At 35.6% G+C, this 17532-nt stretch carries 15 protein-coding genes and 1 pseudogene; 7 read left to right on the top strand and 9 right to left on the bottom strand.

Annotated features, from left to right (window positions below):
• Positions 1–227: 227 nt before the first annotated feature.
• Positions 228–917, top strand: a complete 690-nt coding sequence (locus tag BLW28_RS08895; protein ID WP_073218210.1) for a DUF4377 domain-containing protein — start codon at positions 228–230, stop codon at positions 915–917.
• A gap of 8 nt (positions 918–925) precedes the next feature.
• Here the strand turns inward: BLW28_RS08895 and BLW28_RS08890 are convergent, their stop codons facing one another.
• From BLW28_RS08890 to BLW28_RS08880, 3 genes are all read right to left on the bottom strand, one after another.
• Positions 926–3574, bottom strand: a complete 2649-nt coding sequence (locus BLW28_RS08890) for a DNA gyrase/topoisomerase IV subunit A (RefSeq protein ID WP_073218213.1) — start codon at positions 3572–3574, stop codon at positions 926–928.
• A 79-nt stretch (positions 3575–3653) separates the two neighbouring features.
• A complete protein-coding gene (locus BLW28_RS08885) occupies positions 3654–4091 on the bottom strand; it encodes a hypothetical protein (RefSeq protein WP_143036860.1) in 438 nt (145 codons plus the stop codon).
• Positions 4092–4149: 58 nt separating this feature from the next.
• Positions 4150–6000, bottom strand: coding sequence for a DNA topoisomerase IV subunit B (locus BLW28_RS08880; protein WP_073218218.1), 1851 nt, complete (start codon positions 5998–6000; stop codon positions 4150–4152).
• A gap of 536 nt (positions 6001–6536) precedes the next feature.
• Between BLW28_RS08880 and BLW28_RS08875 the strand changes: the two genes are divergently transcribed.
• A complete protein-coding gene (locus BLW28_RS08875) occupies positions 6537–7448 on the top strand; it encodes a DnaJ C-terminal domain-containing protein (RefSeq protein WP_073218221.1) in 912 nt (303 codons plus the stop codon).
• Complete coding sequence (locus BLW28_RS08870) at positions 7448–7738, top strand: chaperone modulator CbpM (protein WP_073218223.1); 291 nt, start codon at positions 7448–7450, stop codon at positions 7736–7738. Before BLW28_RS08875 ends, BLW28_RS08870 begins: the two co-directional genes overlap by 1 nt.
• A gap of 136 nt (positions 7739–7874) precedes the next feature.
• Here the strand turns inward: BLW28_RS08870 and BLW28_RS08865 are convergent, their stop codons facing one another.
• Positions 7875–8534: a hypothetical protein gene (locus BLW28_RS08865; RefSeq protein WP_073218226.1), complete on the bottom strand. Its 660-nt coding sequence runs from the start codon at positions 8532–8534 to the stop codon at positions 7875–7877.
• A gap of 574 nt (positions 8535–9108) precedes the next feature.
• The gene (gene ychF, locus BLW28_RS08860; protein ID WP_073218229.1) at positions 9109–10203 is read right to left on the bottom strand and encodes a redox-regulated ATPase YchF; all 1095 of its coding nucleotides are present in this window, start codon (positions 10201–10203) and stop codon (positions 9109–9111) included.
• Between the two features lie 272 nt (positions 10204–10475).
• Here ychF and BLW28_RS08855 point away from each other — a divergent pair, with 272 nt between their 5' ends.
• Both BLW28_RS08855 and pepE read left to right on the top strand, forming a co-directional pair.
• Positions 10476–10994 carry a hypothetical protein gene (locus BLW28_RS08855; protein ID WP_143036859.1) on the top strand — a complete coding sequence of 173 codons (519 nt, stop codon included), beginning with the start codon at positions 10476–10478 and terminating at the stop codon, positions 10992–10994.
• 196 nt (positions 10995–11190) lie between these two features.
• A complete protein-coding gene (gene pepE, locus BLW28_RS08850) occupies positions 11191–11892 on the top strand; it encodes a dipeptidase PepE (protein WP_073218265.1) in 702 nt (233 codons plus the stop codon).
• Between the two features lie 64 nt (positions 11893–11956).
• Here pepE and BLW28_RS08845 read toward each other — a convergent pair whose 3' ends face one another.
• Positions 11957–12391, bottom strand: a complete 435-nt coding sequence (locus BLW28_RS08845; RefSeq protein ID WP_083540713.1) for a GNAT family N-acetyltransferase — start codon at positions 12389–12391, stop codon at positions 11957–11959.
• Between the two features lie 37 nt (positions 12392–12428).
• Between BLW28_RS08845 and BLW28_RS08840 the strand changes: the two genes are divergently transcribed.
• Positions 12429–13181: a M15 family metallopeptidase gene (locus tag BLW28_RS08840; RefSeq protein ID WP_073218236.1), complete on the top strand. Its 753-nt coding sequence runs from the start codon at positions 12429–12431 to the stop codon at positions 13179–13181.
• A gap of 77 nt (positions 13182–13258) precedes the next feature.
• Here BLW28_RS08840 and argE read toward each other — a convergent pair whose 3' ends face one another.
• The 3 genes from argE to BLW28_RS08825 all read right to left on the bottom strand — a co-directional run bounded on the left by argE (position 13259) and on the right by BLW28_RS08825 (position 16827).
• Positions 13259–14413, bottom strand: a complete 1155-nt coding sequence (gene argE, locus BLW28_RS08835) for an acetylornithine deacetylase (RefSeq protein WP_073218239.1) — start codon at positions 14411–14413, stop codon at positions 13259–13261.
• Positions 14414–14485: 72 nt separating this feature from the next.
• Positions 14486–15898, bottom strand: coding sequence for a YfcC family protein (locus BLW28_RS08830; RefSeq protein ID WP_073218242.1), 1413 nt, complete (start codon positions 15896–15898; stop codon positions 14486–14488).
• 86 nt (positions 15899–15984) lie between these two features.
• On the bottom strand, positions 15985–16827 hold the full coding sequence (locus BLW28_RS08825; RefSeq protein ID WP_073218245.1) for a cyclase family protein: 843 nt from the start codon (positions 16825–16827) through the stop codon (positions 15985–15987).
• A gap of 449 nt (positions 16828–17276) precedes the next feature.
• Here BLW28_RS08825 and BLW28_RS08820 point away from each other — a divergent pair.
• Positions 17277–17532: pseudogene (locus tag BLW28_RS08820) on the top strand (IS982 family transposase); the annotation flags it as partial.

Here is a 17532-nt window from a genome sequence, read left to right as displayed (position 1 = left end):
TTCTGCTTTGTTACAAGAAATTAATGCGACTATCCCACAGAAGGGTTCTTTTAGTTTTTATATCAATTCCTCTTACTCTTGATTCGTCGCTAAGAGGGGTGCAAAAGTACTATTTCTCTTTTGATTTTCAAAACTTTAATTCGCTGTTGTTTAAAATTATCCTAATTATCTAACTCTTGAGTATCACGTTTTTATATTTGTCATAATTGAAACTTAAAATATATCTGATGAAATTTATACTATTCTTCTTCTTTTCTGCTTTAGCACTTAATACTTGTAGGAACGAATCCAACGAAAAAACGCCAAAAACAATTTTATTCATCAATAGCGAAAAGGTTGATTGTACGGGTGTTGGGAAAATGAAATGCCTGCAAATACAAGAATCTGATACTTTAACAAGCAATTGGAACAATTACTATGGAACTATAGAAGGTTTTGAATATGAACCCGGGCACATTTATAAAATTTCAGTTAAAAAGAAAGAATTAGATCCTGCAACTGTTCCTGCAGATGCGTCCTCGATAAAATATTATTTAGTTGAAGTAATTGAAAAGAACGAAGACGTTAAACTAGTATTGGATAAAATATGGACTGTAAAATCGATTAATGGGAAATTAGTTGAAATGCCGCGAATTCCGGATGAAGATAACGACCTTGTATTATCGATTGATACTGTTGAAATGAAAATCTTTGGATATGACGGCTGTAACAACTTTTACGGCAATTTTGAGCTACTGGATAATTTAATTACTTTTAATTCTATAGGGGCAACTGAAATGATGTGCAGCAATATGGAATTACCATCAAGTTATATGACTGCTCTTGAAAACACCAAGACTTTCAAATTAGAAAATGACAATCTGTTTTTCTATGACACTAACGAAAGTGAAATTTTAAGTTTCGTAAAAGCAGAATAGTTAGAAGTTTAGAACAACAATCCCTGCCCGCCTTCGTCCGTTTTTAAATCTTCATCATCGTTTGAATCGTTTTTCGTCTTTGAACCGTCTTTGTCTATCACCACATCTATTTCCTTTGGATCTACAGGTTTAGGCGGATCATACGGAAGTGAAGGTAGCGCATTTATTTCTAGAACTTTTTCTTTTGTAAGTTGATTGCCCATTGCGGTGATTCCCTTTACAGCGATAAATTCTTTTAAATTGACTTCTAAATTATCCTCGCGTTCCTGTCCCCTTTTCTTTGTAAAAACAACTTCGGCCATTGGGCGGTAATCGGTGAAAATTTTCTCTAAATAGGAATCAGGATGATCTGTAATTATGGTTTCTTCCTTATCAGGATGCTCGATTAAGAAGCGTTTTACATAAAATAGCTCCTTTTCTCCTTCCCAATAAATAGCACTTAATGGTTTTTTGGGATCCCATTTTTCGAGAATAATCATATCGTCGTCAAAACGTAAAACCAAATCAGGCGTTACAGTTTTCACAACTCCCTTTTGATTTACAATTAGCAATCGGTCTTCTTTTTTGAATTCACCTAAAAGCTCCCCGCGCTCGTCAACATTTAAACGTTGCACGGAGTCGTCAAACCATATTTTTCGAGGCTTTAATGTAGATAGCCCCTTCTCCTTGAGTTCGATTTTTCGGATTGGATATTTAGTAACAATATTTCCTTTAGATTTTCTACCTTTTACGAGCTGGTCTGCGAAATCTAAATCGAATTTAAGCTTTTTAACGCTTCCTGTTTGACGTAAATAAACGGTAACAACCTCTGCTTCTCCGTTAGGATTAGCTGTAAAATAAAGGACTTTCGAGCCTTTAGTGCCGTTCGTCATATCGTATTCCCTATCGCGGGTAACTGAAGTAACAGCAAAACGTTTTACATAGCTTGCACCACGCGGACCGTCTTTGTAAACCATATTATAAATGGTTCGCTTGTCCTTTTTCTTAAATATCGCAACATGAATGATTCCTTTCCCCACGAAAGTTTTAGAATCAACCTTGGTAACCATCATTTTACCATCCTCGGTAAACACGATGATGTCGTCTATATCACTACAATCAGTAACATATTCGTCGCGTTTTAAACTTGTACCCACAAAACCTTCTGCACGGTTTACGTATAACTTAGTGCTTCTAATTACAACCTTTGTGGCTTCGATATCTTCAAAGGTTCGGATTTCGGTTTTACGTTCTTTACCAGCGCCATAATCTTTTTTCAATCGTTTGAAATAGTCTATTGCGTATTCAATTAAATGCTCCAAGTGATGCTTTATTTGAGCAATACTATCTTCCAGTGCATCAATCTTTTGCTGCGCCTTATCGATATCGAATTTTGAAATTCTTTTAATTCGAATTTCCGTCAATCGCACTATATCTTCTTCGGTAACAGGACGTTTTAAATGTTTTGTAAACGGCTGTAAACCTCTATCGATTGCGGCAATAACACCTTCCCAAGTTTCTTCTTCTTCAATATCGCGATAGATTCTATTTTCAATAAATATTCGTTCCAAAGAAGCAAAGTGCCACTGCTCTTCCAATTCGCCTAATTGAATTTCCAATTCTCGTTTAAGCAGCTCGACGGTTCGGTCGGTACTTCTTCTTAGCATTTCGGAAACACCAATAAACAAGGGTCTATTGTCTTCAATAACACAACCTAAAGGCGAAATGGATGTTTCGCAAGCCGTAAAAGCGTACAAAGCATCAATAGTTTTGTCTGGAGAGATTCCGCTAGGTAAATGAATGTGAATTTCTACTTCGGCAGCGGTATTGTCTTCTATTTTTTTTATTTTTATTTTCCCCTTGTCATTAGCCTTTAGTATAGATTCTATAAGGGATGAAGTGTTTGTTCCAAAAGGAATTTCGGTAATAATTAGGTTGTTTTTATCAACTTGGTTAATTCTGGCGCGACTCCTAATTTTTCCACCTCGCATACCATCGTTATAGTTGGCAATATCCATAATTCCTCCCGTTGGGAAATCGGGATAAATCTGAAATTTTTTTCCTTGTAAATGCTTGATGGAGGCATCAATAAGCTCTATAAAGTTATGCGGAAGAATTTTTGTGGAAAGTCCAACCGCAATCCCCTCTGCTCCCTGGTTTAAAAGTAATGGGAATTTTACTGGCAGGTTTATTGGCTCTTTTCTACGGCCATCATAAGACGCTTGCCAAGTGGTTATTTTGGGATTAAAAAGCACATCTAATCCAAATTTAGAAATTCGTGCTTCAATATATCGTGAAGCTGCAGCCCCATCGCCAGTAAGGATATTTCCCCAGTTTCCCTGTGTATCGATTAACAGATCTTTTTGCCCAATTTGAACCATTGCATCCGCAATACTCGCGTCACCGTGTGGGTGATATTGCATAGTATGACCAACGATGTTCGCCACTTTATTGTAACGGCCATCATCCAAATCTTTCATCGACTGCATTATGCGGCGTTGCACGGGCTTAAAACCATCTTCAATAGCAGGAACGGCGCGTTCTAGAATTACGTAACTGGCGTAATCCAAGAACCAATCACGAAACATTCCTGTAACCTTTGTTATGGTTTCCTCAGAAGATTTTAATTCATCTTGAGGTAATAATTCGTCTTCGTTATTGTCGAGTTCGTCACTCATTTAATATTGTCTATTCTTTATTATAATTATTATTGGGCTAGGAAGCAAATTTAATATACATCGAAGCTGAAAAGTATTGTTATTTTTGAATTATATACGTATTTGAATCACTATCCTCTTGGATTTCCTGACCATTTAGCAAAAAAGTTTCAACCGATAAAAAATCAAAACATTCGCTTACAACAGTTTCCAATTTCAAATTCAATTCAGCTGTTTCTTGATCATTTAGCTTTAGTTCATACTCTTTTCCAGACTCCATTTCTGAATAAAATAGCTTAATTAAGGTTGTTTCGCCGAATTCATTAAATATCAATACAATCTCTTGGCTCCCTCTTGTTAATTTTATATCAGCAGGTTTGTAATTTTTGTCTTCTCCTATCAACGAATTGCCTTCGTCATCAACAATAGAAATATTGATTGCTGTTTCACGACTATCTGTTTGCGCACAATTATACATAGTGCGAGTACAAGAAGAAAAAAGAACTAAACTAAAAATTAATACAAGTATGTTTTTCATCGATTTCTTCTATTCTTTTTAGGCTGATATAATTTTCTAGTAATCCAATAAACCAATACTACCCTTCTACCTTATCGAGCTCAACTTTCAAGTTATCAATAATAAATTCTTGTCTATCTGGGGTGTTTTTTCCCATATAAAACGAAAGAAGTTCCTCGATACTCATTGCTTTGTCTAGCATAACAGGGTCTAGCCTAATATCGTTTCCTATAAAATGCACAAACTCGTCTGGCGAAATTTCACCAAGACCCTTAAATCGAGTAATTTCAGGTTTTGGGTTTAGTTTCTCAATTGCGTTAACGCGCTCTTCTTCGGTATAACAATAAATCGTTTCTTTTTTATTTCGCACTCTAAATAAGGGCGTTTGCAAAATATATAAATGACCTTCTTTTATTAATTCAGGGAAAAATTGAAGGAAGAATGTAATAAGAAGTAAGCGAATGTGCATACCATCCACATCGGCATCTGTAGCGATAACGATGTTGTTATAGCGCAAATCTTCCATAGAATCCTCTATGTTCAATGCAGCTTGCAACAAGTTGAATTCTTCATTTTCATAGACGATTTTCTTCGTCATTCCGTAGGTGTTCAGTGGTTTTCCTCGAAGCGAAAAAACTGCTTGCGTATTTACATCACGGCTTTTGGTAATACTTCCACTCGCCGAATCTCCCTCTGTAATAAACAAAGTCGATTCTAAGTTCCGTTCATTTTTAATGTCTTGCAAATGAACTCGACAGTCGCGCAATTTTTTGTTGTGAAGACTTGATTTTTTAGCCCGATCTCGAGCAAGTTTCCGAATTCCGCTAAGCTCTTTGCGCTCTCTTTCTGCCTGAACAATTTTTTTATGAATTGCTTCTGCGGTTTCAGGGTTTTTATGAAGGAAGTTATCGAGTTGTGTTTTAACGAAATCATTTATAAACGTTCGTACCGTTGGTAGTTTTCCACCCATATCGGTACTTCCGAGCTTGGTTTTGGTTTGGCTTTCAAAAACCGGCTCCATAACCTTGATGCTAATTGCCGAAACTATAGACTTTCGGATATCACTAGCATCGTAATTCTTGTTGTAAAACTCTCGTAAAGTTTTCACCAAAGCCTCCCTAAAAGCCGCCAAATGCGTTCCACCTTGGGTAGTATTTTGTCCGTTAACAAAGCTATGATATTCCTCGCTGTATTGCGTTTTACTATGTGTTATGGCTAGTTCAATATCGTCGCCACGAAGATGGATGATTGGATACGCCATATCATCTTCTGTAATTGTTTCGCCTAATAAATCCTTTAAACCATTTTCGGAATAAAACTTTTCGCCATTAAAATCAATCGTCAATCCAGGATTTAGATAGACGTAGTTTTTTAGCATTTTTACCACATACTCAGTTCGGTACTTGAAGTTTTTAAAAATGCCTTCATCTGGTATAAATACTACCTTGGTACCCCGTCGTTTGGAAGAATCTTCAATATCCAAATCGTTCGTGAGCTCTCCTAATGAAAACTCAGCTGTTTTCATCTGATTATCTCGAACCGATTCAACCTTGAAGAAAGAGGATAATGCATTTACTGCTTTTGTACCAACCCCGTTTAGTCCAACAGATTTTTTAAACGCGCGGCTATCATACTTTCCTCCGGTATTCATTTTGGAGACTACATCAACTACTTTTCCTAGCGGAATTCCACGGCCGTAATCGCGAACCCTCACTTCTTTTTCCTTAATGCGCACCTCAATGGTTTTTCCGGCGCCCATAACAAATTCGTCAATGCAGTTGTCAAGAACCTCTTTTAGAAGGATATAGATACCGTCATCGGGCGAAGATCCATCTCCGAGTTTCCCAATATACATACCTGGACGCATACGGATATGCTCCTTCCAATCGAGTGAACGGATATTGTCTTCGGTATATTTGGTCTCTGTCATAAATTTTTGGTGTAGGGTGGCTAATATAATTATACGTGAGCACTTGTGAAACCTATACTTGGGAAAGTAATTAACAATAAGCTACTACAAATTGTTAGTAATTTATTGCGGTCCACAAAAATGCAAATATTTTATTTTTCGTGAATAAAATACGACTTATTTCGGATAAAAAAAACTCATTTATAAAAGTAGTTTGAAGGTAGAAATAACTAACTCTAAATCCTTTTATGGACTTAGCTGACTATTACTAAAATCACAAGCACTTTTTTATTCTATCTTTAAATGCTTGCGAAACACAACTGATCTGAATAAAGAATATAACACGGTGTAATTTGTCGTCGATTAGCTTATAAAATAACATTAATGTTATAGGAATCTTCTGTGAAGTAACCAACTTGATTGATGTAGATTTTATAAGATTAGAGATGTGAACTTCTTCATTCAAGAACACATTTTTAATTCTTTGAATTTCTATTTTTATTCTGTTTTAAAAGCTGTAAATTTGAGTGTTTCACTAATAAAATCATGGTATCTGAATGGAATTTATTGACTACTATAAAGTTTTGGGAATTGACAAAAGTGCGACAGCCAACGATATTAAAAAAGCATATCGTAAATTAGCTCGTAAACTTCACCCAGATTTAAATCCAAACGACAAGGCTGCTCAAGAAAAGTTTCAAAAAATTAATGAAGCCAATGAAGTATTAAGCGATCCTGAAAAACGTAAAAAATACGACCAATACGGAAAGGACTGGCAACATGCCGATGCCTTTGAACAGGCACGACAGCAGCAACGCAGTCAAAGCTCCTATGGCGGTGGTAGGACCTACAATGGAGGAGGGCAAGGTTTTGATGAAAGCCAGTTTTCCGACTTTTTTGAATCTATGTTTGGCGGTGGCGGATTTTCTGGTGGCGGGCAACGCAGGCGCACAGCTCAATTTAAAGGTCAGGATTTAAGCGCCACACTTCGGTTAAACTTAACTGAAACCCTAAGCGATCAAAAGCAGACCATCGATTTAGGCGAAAAAAAGATAAGACTGACCATTCCCGCTGGAATTGATGACGGACAAACCATTAGAGTTAAAAGCCACGGAGGCGAAGGCATTGGTGGTGGTCCGAAAGGTGATTTACTTATCACTTTTGAAATAGTTAATAACACGCCGTTTAAAAGACTTAAAAGTGACTTATATGCCACCCAGGAAATCTCGCTATACACTGCCCTACTCGGCGGTGAAATAACAGTTGAAACCCTAACTGGTAAAGTAAAATTGAATGTTAAGCCTGAAACACAAAACGATACGAAAGTAAAGCTGAAGGGTAAGGGATTGCCCAAATACAAAAAAGAAGGACAACATGGCGATTTGTATATCACCTATAAAATTGCCCTGCCCACAAATCTTTCAGATAAAGAAAAAGAACTGTTTAACCAACTCTCAAAACTTAGATAATGGCAACAGAAAAATACATATTAGTACGGCACTTTTGCAAGCAGACTCAAATAGAAGACGATTTTATTAAAAATTTGCAGGAGTATGGTTTAGTAACTTTTGAAGAACGTGAAAACGAAATGTTTATAGATGAAAGTGATATTTCCGATATAGAACGCCTTTTTCGTCTTCATAACGATCTTGGAATAAATTATGAAGGTTTAGATGTAATAAATCAAATGCTTAACCGTATGCACGCCTTAGAAAAGGAAATGGATTTTCTTCAGAAAAAATTGAGGCTTTATGAATAGAATCAGATTCTCATAACAGCAATAAAAACAAACAACCTTTTAAAACCACCTTTCTGTTATTTAAAAAATAAGGATAGTCTTAAATGGTTGTTTTTAAGCGTAAAATGATTTTTTATCGCTTTTACCAGAAGGTGTATTACAACTTCTTATATAATTTTTTCTTGATAAACTCTTCTTTTCTTATGGCTTCAGTTTTCTTAAAATCCATATATTCTGAAATCTTATCAAAAGCGGTTTTAAGATCACACAAGTAATATATCGAAAAGGATAAATCATTATTATTAACCAAAATTAAATTTGAGTTTTTATCTGCTATATATTCATTTTTAAAATCTATAGAATCGCCGTTAAAATACTTTTTTTGAATAACCTCTAGCATTTCACTTTTATCATTCGAAGAAAGATTTGAAAATGTGTAGCTGTAAAGAAATAAACTGTTTTTAAAAAAGTGATATTCCGTTTTAACTTTATGCTTACCTAGTTTTTCTCTGTATAGCAGAATATTTATGTTTGGCAGGTTGTCGTGGTTAAACTTAAAAACAGGTTTACCAAATTTTTTAATAACATCTCGCTCGCCAATTTTATTAAGTAATTTGTTTTTTACAAGCGCTATTTCAGCATCCGAATTGATTTTTTTATCATTCTTGATTCTCTTTAGTAAATTACCATAATATTGACCATTTCGATACTTGTCTACAATTGAATCATAGTGCTTATAATAAAGATAATAAGATGATTTTTTCGTTTTTGTAATCATGGAAATAAACATGATTACCGTGTGGGTAATTTTTTTCATTTAGGTTTGTTTTAGTTGGTTGTTCAGTATAAAAAGAGGGGGATATTTTCATCCTAAACTCTATCTTTATAATAAAAAATATCAAGATAGAGATAACCTTCTGTTCTGTAAATGTAAAAAATATTTGTGATGACAAAGCACTGTAATTGTTAAAACAGCCCTTTAAATTAGTATGATGGCAAGAAATTTAATTTTAATTTTTCATGAAGAAAATTCGCGAAATTGGTAATTAACACTCAATCATCTCATTAAGTATATAGTTTGTGAAAGAAACCACTTAAAAATGAATTGTCAACTTAAAAATCAAGTCTGAAATAAATCTCAAATAATTTTAAAAAACCTAATTTTAAAGAAATAGCAAGCCAATTTGGGTTATGTTAACATTCCTAGTGAAATTATGAAGGAGTTAAGAGTTCAACTGTGAAAAATTATTCAATACTTGAGTCAATTAGCAGGTTTACCTATATTACTTCAATCTATATATTAAAAAAAACGACTCAAATGAGCCGTTTTATGATTTTAGCTATGTGTTTAAAAAATTGTTTAATATAAAAAAACCACTAAATTAGGTTGATTACACGTTAAATCGGAAATGCATTACATCGCCATCTTTTACGATGTATTCCTTCCCTTCTACTCCCATTTTTCCAGCTTCTTTTACTTTTGCTTCGCTTCCGTAATTTACAAAGTCTTCATATTTAATAACTTCGGCTCTAATAAAACCTTTTTCAAAGTCTGTGTGTATTACTCCTGCTGCTTGTGGCGCGGTGGCACCAACCGGAATGGTCCAAGCACGAACTTCTTTTACTCCAGCAGTAAAGTAGGTTTGCAAATTCAATAATTTATAAGCACTTCGAATTAATTTTGCAGAACCAGCTTCGTCTAAGCCTAAATCTTCCAAGAACATTTGGCGTTCTTCAAAAGTTTCCAATTCGGTAATATCGGCCTCGGTGCCAACAGCTAAAACAAGAACTTCAGCATTTTCGGCTGCGACAGCTTCTTTTACTTTTTCAACATACGCATTTCCAGAAACGGCAGAGTTTTCATCTACATTGCACACATATAGTACAGGTTTGTCGGTAATAAATTGCGAAGGAACAACATACTCAATTTCTTCCTCTTCACTCAATTCTATTGCGCGTACCGAAATCCCAGCTTCTAATCCAGCCTTTACCTTTAACAATACAGCTTCTTCTTTTTGGGCTTCTTTATTTCCAGTTCTTGCAGCCCGTTTTACTTTTTCCAGCTTTTTATCAACCGTTTCTAGATCCTTCAATTGAAGCTCCATGTCGATTGTTTCCTTATCTCTAATTGGGTCTACATTACCATCAACGTGTACGATATTGTCGTTGTCAAAACATCTCAAAACGTGCAATATAGCATCAGTTTCACGGATGTTGCTTAAAAATTGGTTACCAAGACCCTCTCCTTTACTGGCTCCCTTTACAAGACCAGCAATATCAACTATTTCGACAGTTGCGGGTAAAACGCGCTCAGGGTTTACCAGTTCTTCAAGTTTCAATAACCTAGGATCTGGAACGTTAACAACACCCACATTGGGTTCAATAGTACAAAATGGAAAATTCGCACTTTGCGCCTTTGCATTGGATAAACAATTAAATAGTGTTGATTTTCCAACATTCGGTAATCCTACAATACCTGCTTTCATTTATTCTTTTTTTTGAGGTTGCAAATATACACCATAGTATCAAACTTTTCACAGCAACCAAAAATGCTTTTCAGAAAAGATTACGTTGTAATTACAACCCACCTCAACCCTCACTTAAATTGTTTGACTGAACGCATTTCAATTAAATGCATCTTTGCGTTGAATACCTTGAAAACAGTCAAGTTTTTGTGAAATGATTATAACGCTATTGTGCATATTTAACATTCATACTGACTATTTTTGTAGTAAACAATTAAAAGAAAACCATGATTATGAAAAAAATAGCATTAATTTTTGCATTAGCAGCCTTTACCACTGGCTTTGCACAGAAAAATTTGAATACTCAAAAAGAAACTGTTATAACCAAAACCGAAGTCAAAGATAACAAAGGAACAACCGAATCAACTAAAGCTGTTTCCATTAAAAAGAATCAAAAAGTAAAGTTGAGTGCGGCCGATGTAAAAAAGACCAATCAGAATATTGTAATGACTCCTGTTGAAGTTAACACTGAAGTAACTTATGGCTACGATGGAAATAGATTTCAGTTTTTAAACCAAAAAGATAAAGACGGATATCGATTGATGACCATTAAAGACAATAAAACTAGAGAAGATTACGCCGTAATTAAGCCAACTTCGCAAAACGGTTATTATATTTATTCACAAAATGGTCAATCGTCATTCGGTTATTTTAATGAAGAAGGTAACTTTGTTGTAGAAAGTTATAACCCAAAAACCGATGCAGTTGAATATCAAATTTATAAAATGCATTTAAAGGACGATAAACAATAATATACCTTAAAACAGCAACTCCCCTACTAACAAAAACCGTTTCCCATTTTTTTAGGAAGCGGTTTTTTCATGTTTAAAGTGAATAAATTAAGTATTGACAAGAGTAACGACATCAAACTTTTATTCAGTTTTGTTACGTTAAACGCTGCTAAGTTTCATTCCAATGGCTAGATTTGCAACACTAACTTTTTTTAAAATGAAAAACTTTATTGTAGCAAGTACAAGCACTGTTTTTGGTGGAAATTATTTAGATTATCTAACCGAAGAAATGGCTGAACTATTTAAAAACACCAATGAAGTCATTTTTATTCCATACGCCCGTCCTGGCGGAATAAGCCACGATGAATATACTACCAAAGCTGCTAAGGCATTCGAAAAAATAGGCAAAAAACTTATCGGATTACATACATTTAGTAATCCTGTTGAAGCTATTAAAAATGCAAAAGGTGTTTTTACTGGTGGTGGAAATACATTTGTTTTGGTCGATGCACTTTATCGCTTAGAATTAATGCAACCACTTCGCGAAGCTATTTTTAACGGCTTACCATATATGGGAACCAGTGCCGGAAGCAATATTTGTGGAACTTCTATGCAAACCACGAACGATATGCCAATCGTTTACCCACCATCGTTTAAAACTTTGGGTGTGATACCTTTTAACCTTAATCCGCACTATTTAGACCCAAACCCAGAAAGTACCCATATGGGCGAAACGCGTGAAACCAGAATTGCAGAATTCCACACGCAAAACACCGTTCCAGTAGTTGGTTTACGTGAAGGAAGCTGGTTACGCGTTAAAGGCGATGAAATTAAATTGAAAGGCAAATTAGAAGCTCGTGTTTTTGAACAAGGAAAAGCACCTTATGAAGTAGCAACCGGAACAATTATGAATTTCTAAATTCTGGGTGCACATTTCAGTTCCTTTCAATACCTGAAACTTTGCTGAAAGAGTGAAGCCGGAGTTACAATTCCTTTACAAAATGATATCCCTTAGCCACAAAGCCTTGATTGTAAAAGAACTTATGCGAAGGAAAATTATAGACATAGCTGTTTAATTCAATCCAATTACACGATTTTTCCTTAGCATAATCGGTGACAAAATTGACCATTATTTCACCAATTCCTTGGCCTCGATAGGCATCGTCAATAATTACATGATCCATTTCTAAGCTTCTACCCGCATAATGTCGTGTTTGAAACCAGAGTCCGCAAGTGCCAATTAAAACCTCCGCATCAAAAATGCCAAGGCATTCATAATTCTGCTGTGTCATTTCTAAAAGACGTTCTTTTAAGATGGGTTCTGGGACAGCATAATTACCGAGCTTTTGAATTAGGGGAAGAATTCTGAAAATCTCCGTCGCCTCAATAATACGAATAGAAATAGCGTTATCTTTCAAATTAATAGTAATTTTAAAACTTCACAAATTCATTATAATGAAGCGAAACGAATTTATTAAAATTTCTGGTCTTATGGGACTAGGGTTGGCCATATTTCCTCATTTTTCTTTCACAAGTTTTTCAGAAGAATTTACTCGAAACCAACTAATTGGACAAGGAAACCCCGATATTATTGGTGATAGTTATACTTCAAAAATGCACAAAGCCGCTAAAGAAGCGTTTAACCGAATGAAAGTTGAAGCGGCAAAAGAAAATATTAAAATTGAAGTAGTTTCGGCTTACCGAAGTTTTCAGCGCCAAAAAGAATTATTTGAAAGAAAATACAAACGGTTTACAAATGAAGGGCTTTCACCTGAAAAAGCCATTGAGAAAATTATTGAATACTCCACCATTCCTGGCACCTCTCGCCATCATTGGGGAACAGATATAGATTTAATAGATGCAAATGCGCCACGTCCTGCCAATGTGCTAATGCCTGAAAACTTCCACGGAAATGGCCCTTATTGCAACTTCAAAGTTTGGCTAGATGCCAATGCTGAAAGATTTGACTTCTATGAAGTTTACACCGATAACGGCAACCGAAAAGGTTTTAAATACGAGCCGTGGCATTTTAGTTATGCGCCAGTGTCAATCCCAATGCTAAAAGAATACAACGAAAAGATTGATGTAAAGAAAATGCTTTCTGACGAAAAACTTTTAGGAAGTGAGTTTTTTTCAGATGAATTTATCACGAGATATCAAAACGAAAACATTTTGGATATTAACCCTAAGCTGCTTCCTAAGGTTTAGTTATTAGTATTAAACCGGGCGATTTAAATTTACCTATAACACTATTCAAAATAACGCCTTTGCATTAAATTCAATCATCAAGAACTCATCTCAAAAATTAAACGTTCTAGCATCTCCTCCCCTTTTCTGATTTGTTCCTTTGAAATAAACTCATTTGCTGTATGAGCTTGAGCAATTGATCCAGGGCCACAAATAACACTTTCAAAACCACCTTGCGAAAATTGACCAGCTTCGGAAGCATACGACACGGCACTATAATTACTATTGCCTGAAATCATCTTGATTAAATTGACGATATCCATTTCGTAATGTGTATCTAAATGTGGAACCTCAGGGTGCCTTGGAATGGTTTCAATCTTAAATCCTGGAAAGACCTTAGACAGTTCTTTTTCACGTTGTGAACAGTATTGTTTAAAATCCTTCAATATATCGTCAATTGAATCAGAGGGAACTGTTCGTATATCCCAAGAAAACGAAGCTTTATCGGCTATTACATTCGGCGCAATTCCACCGTTAAATTGTCCCACATGAATTGTTGTATGCGGCGGAATAAAACGATCATCGTTTGGTGTTGCATCAATCAATTTGTTCATTTTATCTTCCAGCCAACCTATCAACCTTGTCGCTTCGTGAATTGCGCTTACTTCTATTTTAATTCGGCTGCTATGCCCAGTCGATGCAGAAATATGAGTATCGAAAATATTAATTCCCTTTTGAGCTAAAATTGGATGAAGCATTGAAGGTTCGCCGATAAGGGCATATTTCGGCTTTTCTTTGTATGTTTTGTTTATATGCTGAATCAACTCGGGAGCTGCCAAACAACCTATTTCTTCATCATACGAAAAGGCAAAATAAATAGGTTTATTTAAGTTGGCGGCAATCATTTTAAAGATGCTGTGCAAACAAATTGCTAGAAAACCTTTCATATCACACGTTCCTCTTCCGTATAAGTTTCCATCACCTTTATCAATAAGTTTAAATGGGTCTGTTACCCAAGCTTGCCCTTCAACAGGAACCACATCTGTATGTCCTGATAATATAACCCCTCCATCAACGGCTGGACCTATTCGGCAATGTAAAGAAGCTTTTGTTCCATTATCATTAGGGACTAAAGTCGTGGTAATATCTAATGATTCAATATGGTTTTTAATCCAATTAATTATCTCCAAATTAGATTCACCACCCAAAACGGGGAAAGACACTAACTTTTCTAAAATCTGTATTGTTGTCATACTATTTTATTTTTACGATTTCGGCTAACTTAATTTTAATTTAGACATAAGTTCTTTAGTCTTACATCAAATTTAATACCCCGTTGCCACAGCCACAATTAAAGCGGTAAACGCCAATGCGAGAAGCAACATCACCATTGGAAATATAAACCGAATCCATCTATCTAAAGGCACTCTGCACATTGCCAACATAGCGACTAATCCGCCCAAAGTAGGGTTTATCAAATTTGAAATCCCATCTCCTATCTGGAAAGCCAAAATAGATGTTTGTCTCGTCAATCCTAAAGTTTCTCCTAGGGGAATCATTACTGGCAAGGTTGCCAATGCCTGCCCACTGCCAGAAGGAATGAAGAAATTGATTACAGATTGAGAAATAGACATACTTATTGCCGAACCATAAAGCGACATATCTTTTAGCATCAATGCTAGATTATAAGAAATAGTATCGCCAATATTTCCCATTTCCATCAACACTTTAATAGTCGTAGCAAAGCCAACCATAAATGCACCAGGCGCAGCCATTGAAACAGCTTTTAAAACCGTTTTGCTCATTGTGGTAGCTCCCATTTTCGAAACGAGTCCGCAGATTAATGCTATTATAAGAAAGATTGCAGAAAGCTCCGTGAGGTACCAATTGAAGTTAAAAACCCCGTAAAGAATTACCGTGAGACCGATTAAAAATATTGAAATCACCATCCAGTTATTTGGAGATACCGAGTATTCTTGAATAGGTTTTGACAATGAAATCCCTTCTTCATCAAGCCCTTTCCCAAGGCTTTTTTCAGGAAAGGCGGTTATCTTTTTAAAATACCTAATATTATAAAATGCCATAGCACTAAGCGCTATTAAACACAGGACACTTCGAAGGCCATAACCCGAGAACATAGGTAATTCAGCAATTTTGTGTCCCATCCCGACTGTGTAGGGATTAATTGGGGAAAGTCCAAACCCAATGGTCATTGCGCCAACCGAAATACCCGCGGCTAAAATCAGATCTCCACCAAGAGCAAGGCTTAACACGGCAGCTATGGGCACCATCGCAATGTTGTTTTCATACCCAACAGCAATTCCTAAAAACCCATAAACAAAGGTGAAAATAACGATTAGAAGATGTTTTCTTTGAAGCCCCATGTGTTTTAATAAAGTGCCTACGGAGTTCTCAACAGCTTTCGATTTCTCCATAAAAGCGAACATTATCGCTCCCGCAAAAACAACGAAAATTATATCTGAAGCAGCCTTAAATCCAAGTGGAATGGCTTTAAACAAATCAAGAAAACTTATTGGCGTAGACGCAATTGTGCTATATGAATCTGGAACTACGACATCTCTGCCGTTTAAAGGAACGCGATCATAAGTTCCTGCTGGAAGTATATAGGTTAACACCGAAACAAATACTATAATCCCAAAAAGCATGGTGATTGCGTGAGGGGTTCGGCTTAAGAGTTTATTGAGGTTTGATGGCTTTTCTCCTTTGGTTTTATCCATTGTTTAATTGGAATTTTTTATAGCTGAAAAGCCATATTCTTGACTCCGAGGTCGAATTTTCTTGATTGGTTACAAGTTAATTTGAATTATAGTTTTAAATCATCTGGAACAATAGCAATAATCCGCAAAGGGCCACCACTGCCGCCTTTAATCTTCATTGGCAATGCGATAATTTGAAAGCCTTTAACTGGTAGTTTATCCAAGTTGGCGACATTCTCAAAAGCTGGGATATTTTCTGAAAGTAGAATAACGTGGCTTTGAAAATGAGTCGATTGCCCATAGTCTATACTAGCTGTATCCAATCCAATACTTTTAATTTTTCTATTTTCAACCAACCAAGTGGCAGCTTCTGGCAACAAGCCTGGGAAATGTAATTTTTGTACTGCATCATTTCCGCGTTCGTCAGTGCCTAAGTATTCCTTTTTATTTGGATAGAATTTTGAAAACCCTGTTTCTAGTAAGACAATAGCATCTTCAGGAATGGTGCCATTTTCCTTTTCCCAATTGGTGAAATCTTCTACTGAAACCTGATAATCACGATTATTCTTTGCCTTTTCAGAAACATCAATTTTTATCCCCTGTCCGATGAGTCGAGTTAACGGGATTTCATCTAAGGATTGCGCATTTGCAGCAAAATGAATCGGTGCATCTATATGAGTTCCTCCGTGTTCCGCAGTTTCAAAGTTATTTGCCGAATAGAAATAGCCTTTATCTGTTTCGCCAAAAGCAACAGTGTCTAACTTGAATTCTTTGGCTGTAACCCAGTAAACACTTTCTTTTGAAAAGGTATGCGTGAGGTCAATAATGTTTCCATCAAGCATTGACTTTTCTGTGGAAGAAGCGGTTTGCTCTGGCGAAATACTAGCTTTCTTGTTTTCACATCCAATGAATATGAAACTTAAAGTGGTTAAAGTGATGAGTAGTTTCATGTTAATAATTTAATAGTTATCTTCAAAGTTAAAAGGAATATTAAAATATTCAGCTAAAAGAATTAAATATATACTATTTAACACATATTATTAACTAAACACCAAAATAAGCTTACTTAAATTTCTTTTTAAGTAAAAGCCCAACCTCAATCATTTTAATATCCTACCTAATTTCTTATCACTCAAATTTCTTGCATTTCGAAAAAACTCACAATACGTACACCTACTTATACCCCACGTGACAAGGATAGTGTTTACGCAGTCAGGCTAAATTAAACTGCACTAAAACAGTCTATCAACCTACTGCCTTAATTTTCAAATTCAATCAAAAGCGTTTACATTTATGGAGAATTAAACTATTATAACCCGTTGTGCATTATGATTTAAAAGAAAAAAGTTGTCCATATTACTGATAATCAGTATCTTGTTTTAGCTATAAAACATTATATATGAACAACTTAAGTGCAAATTACGAAAGAATATTGGAAGTTTTAAGAAAAATATCAAAAGATCAACTTTTACCCTATCAAAGGCGTGAACCAAAGCTCTGTGACTTGGAACTGATAAGTTTGAGTTTAACGGCTGAGTTTATGGGCATAGATAGTGAAAACGATCTTTTCAGAAAACTTCCCGAAATGATATATACAAAAATTGAGCGAAGTGTATACAACAGGCGAAGGCGAAGGCTCGCCAATGAGCTTGATA

It is taken from the genome of Aequorivita viscosa, assembly GCF_900106795.1.
In the GTDB taxonomy this organism is placed as follows: Bacteria; Bacteroidota; Bacteroidia; order Flavobacteriales; family Flavobacteriaceae; genus Aequorivita; species Aequorivita viscosa.
Note: the sequence above shows the minus strand (reverse complement) of the source record. Positions and strands in the feature narration are given on the sequence as shown.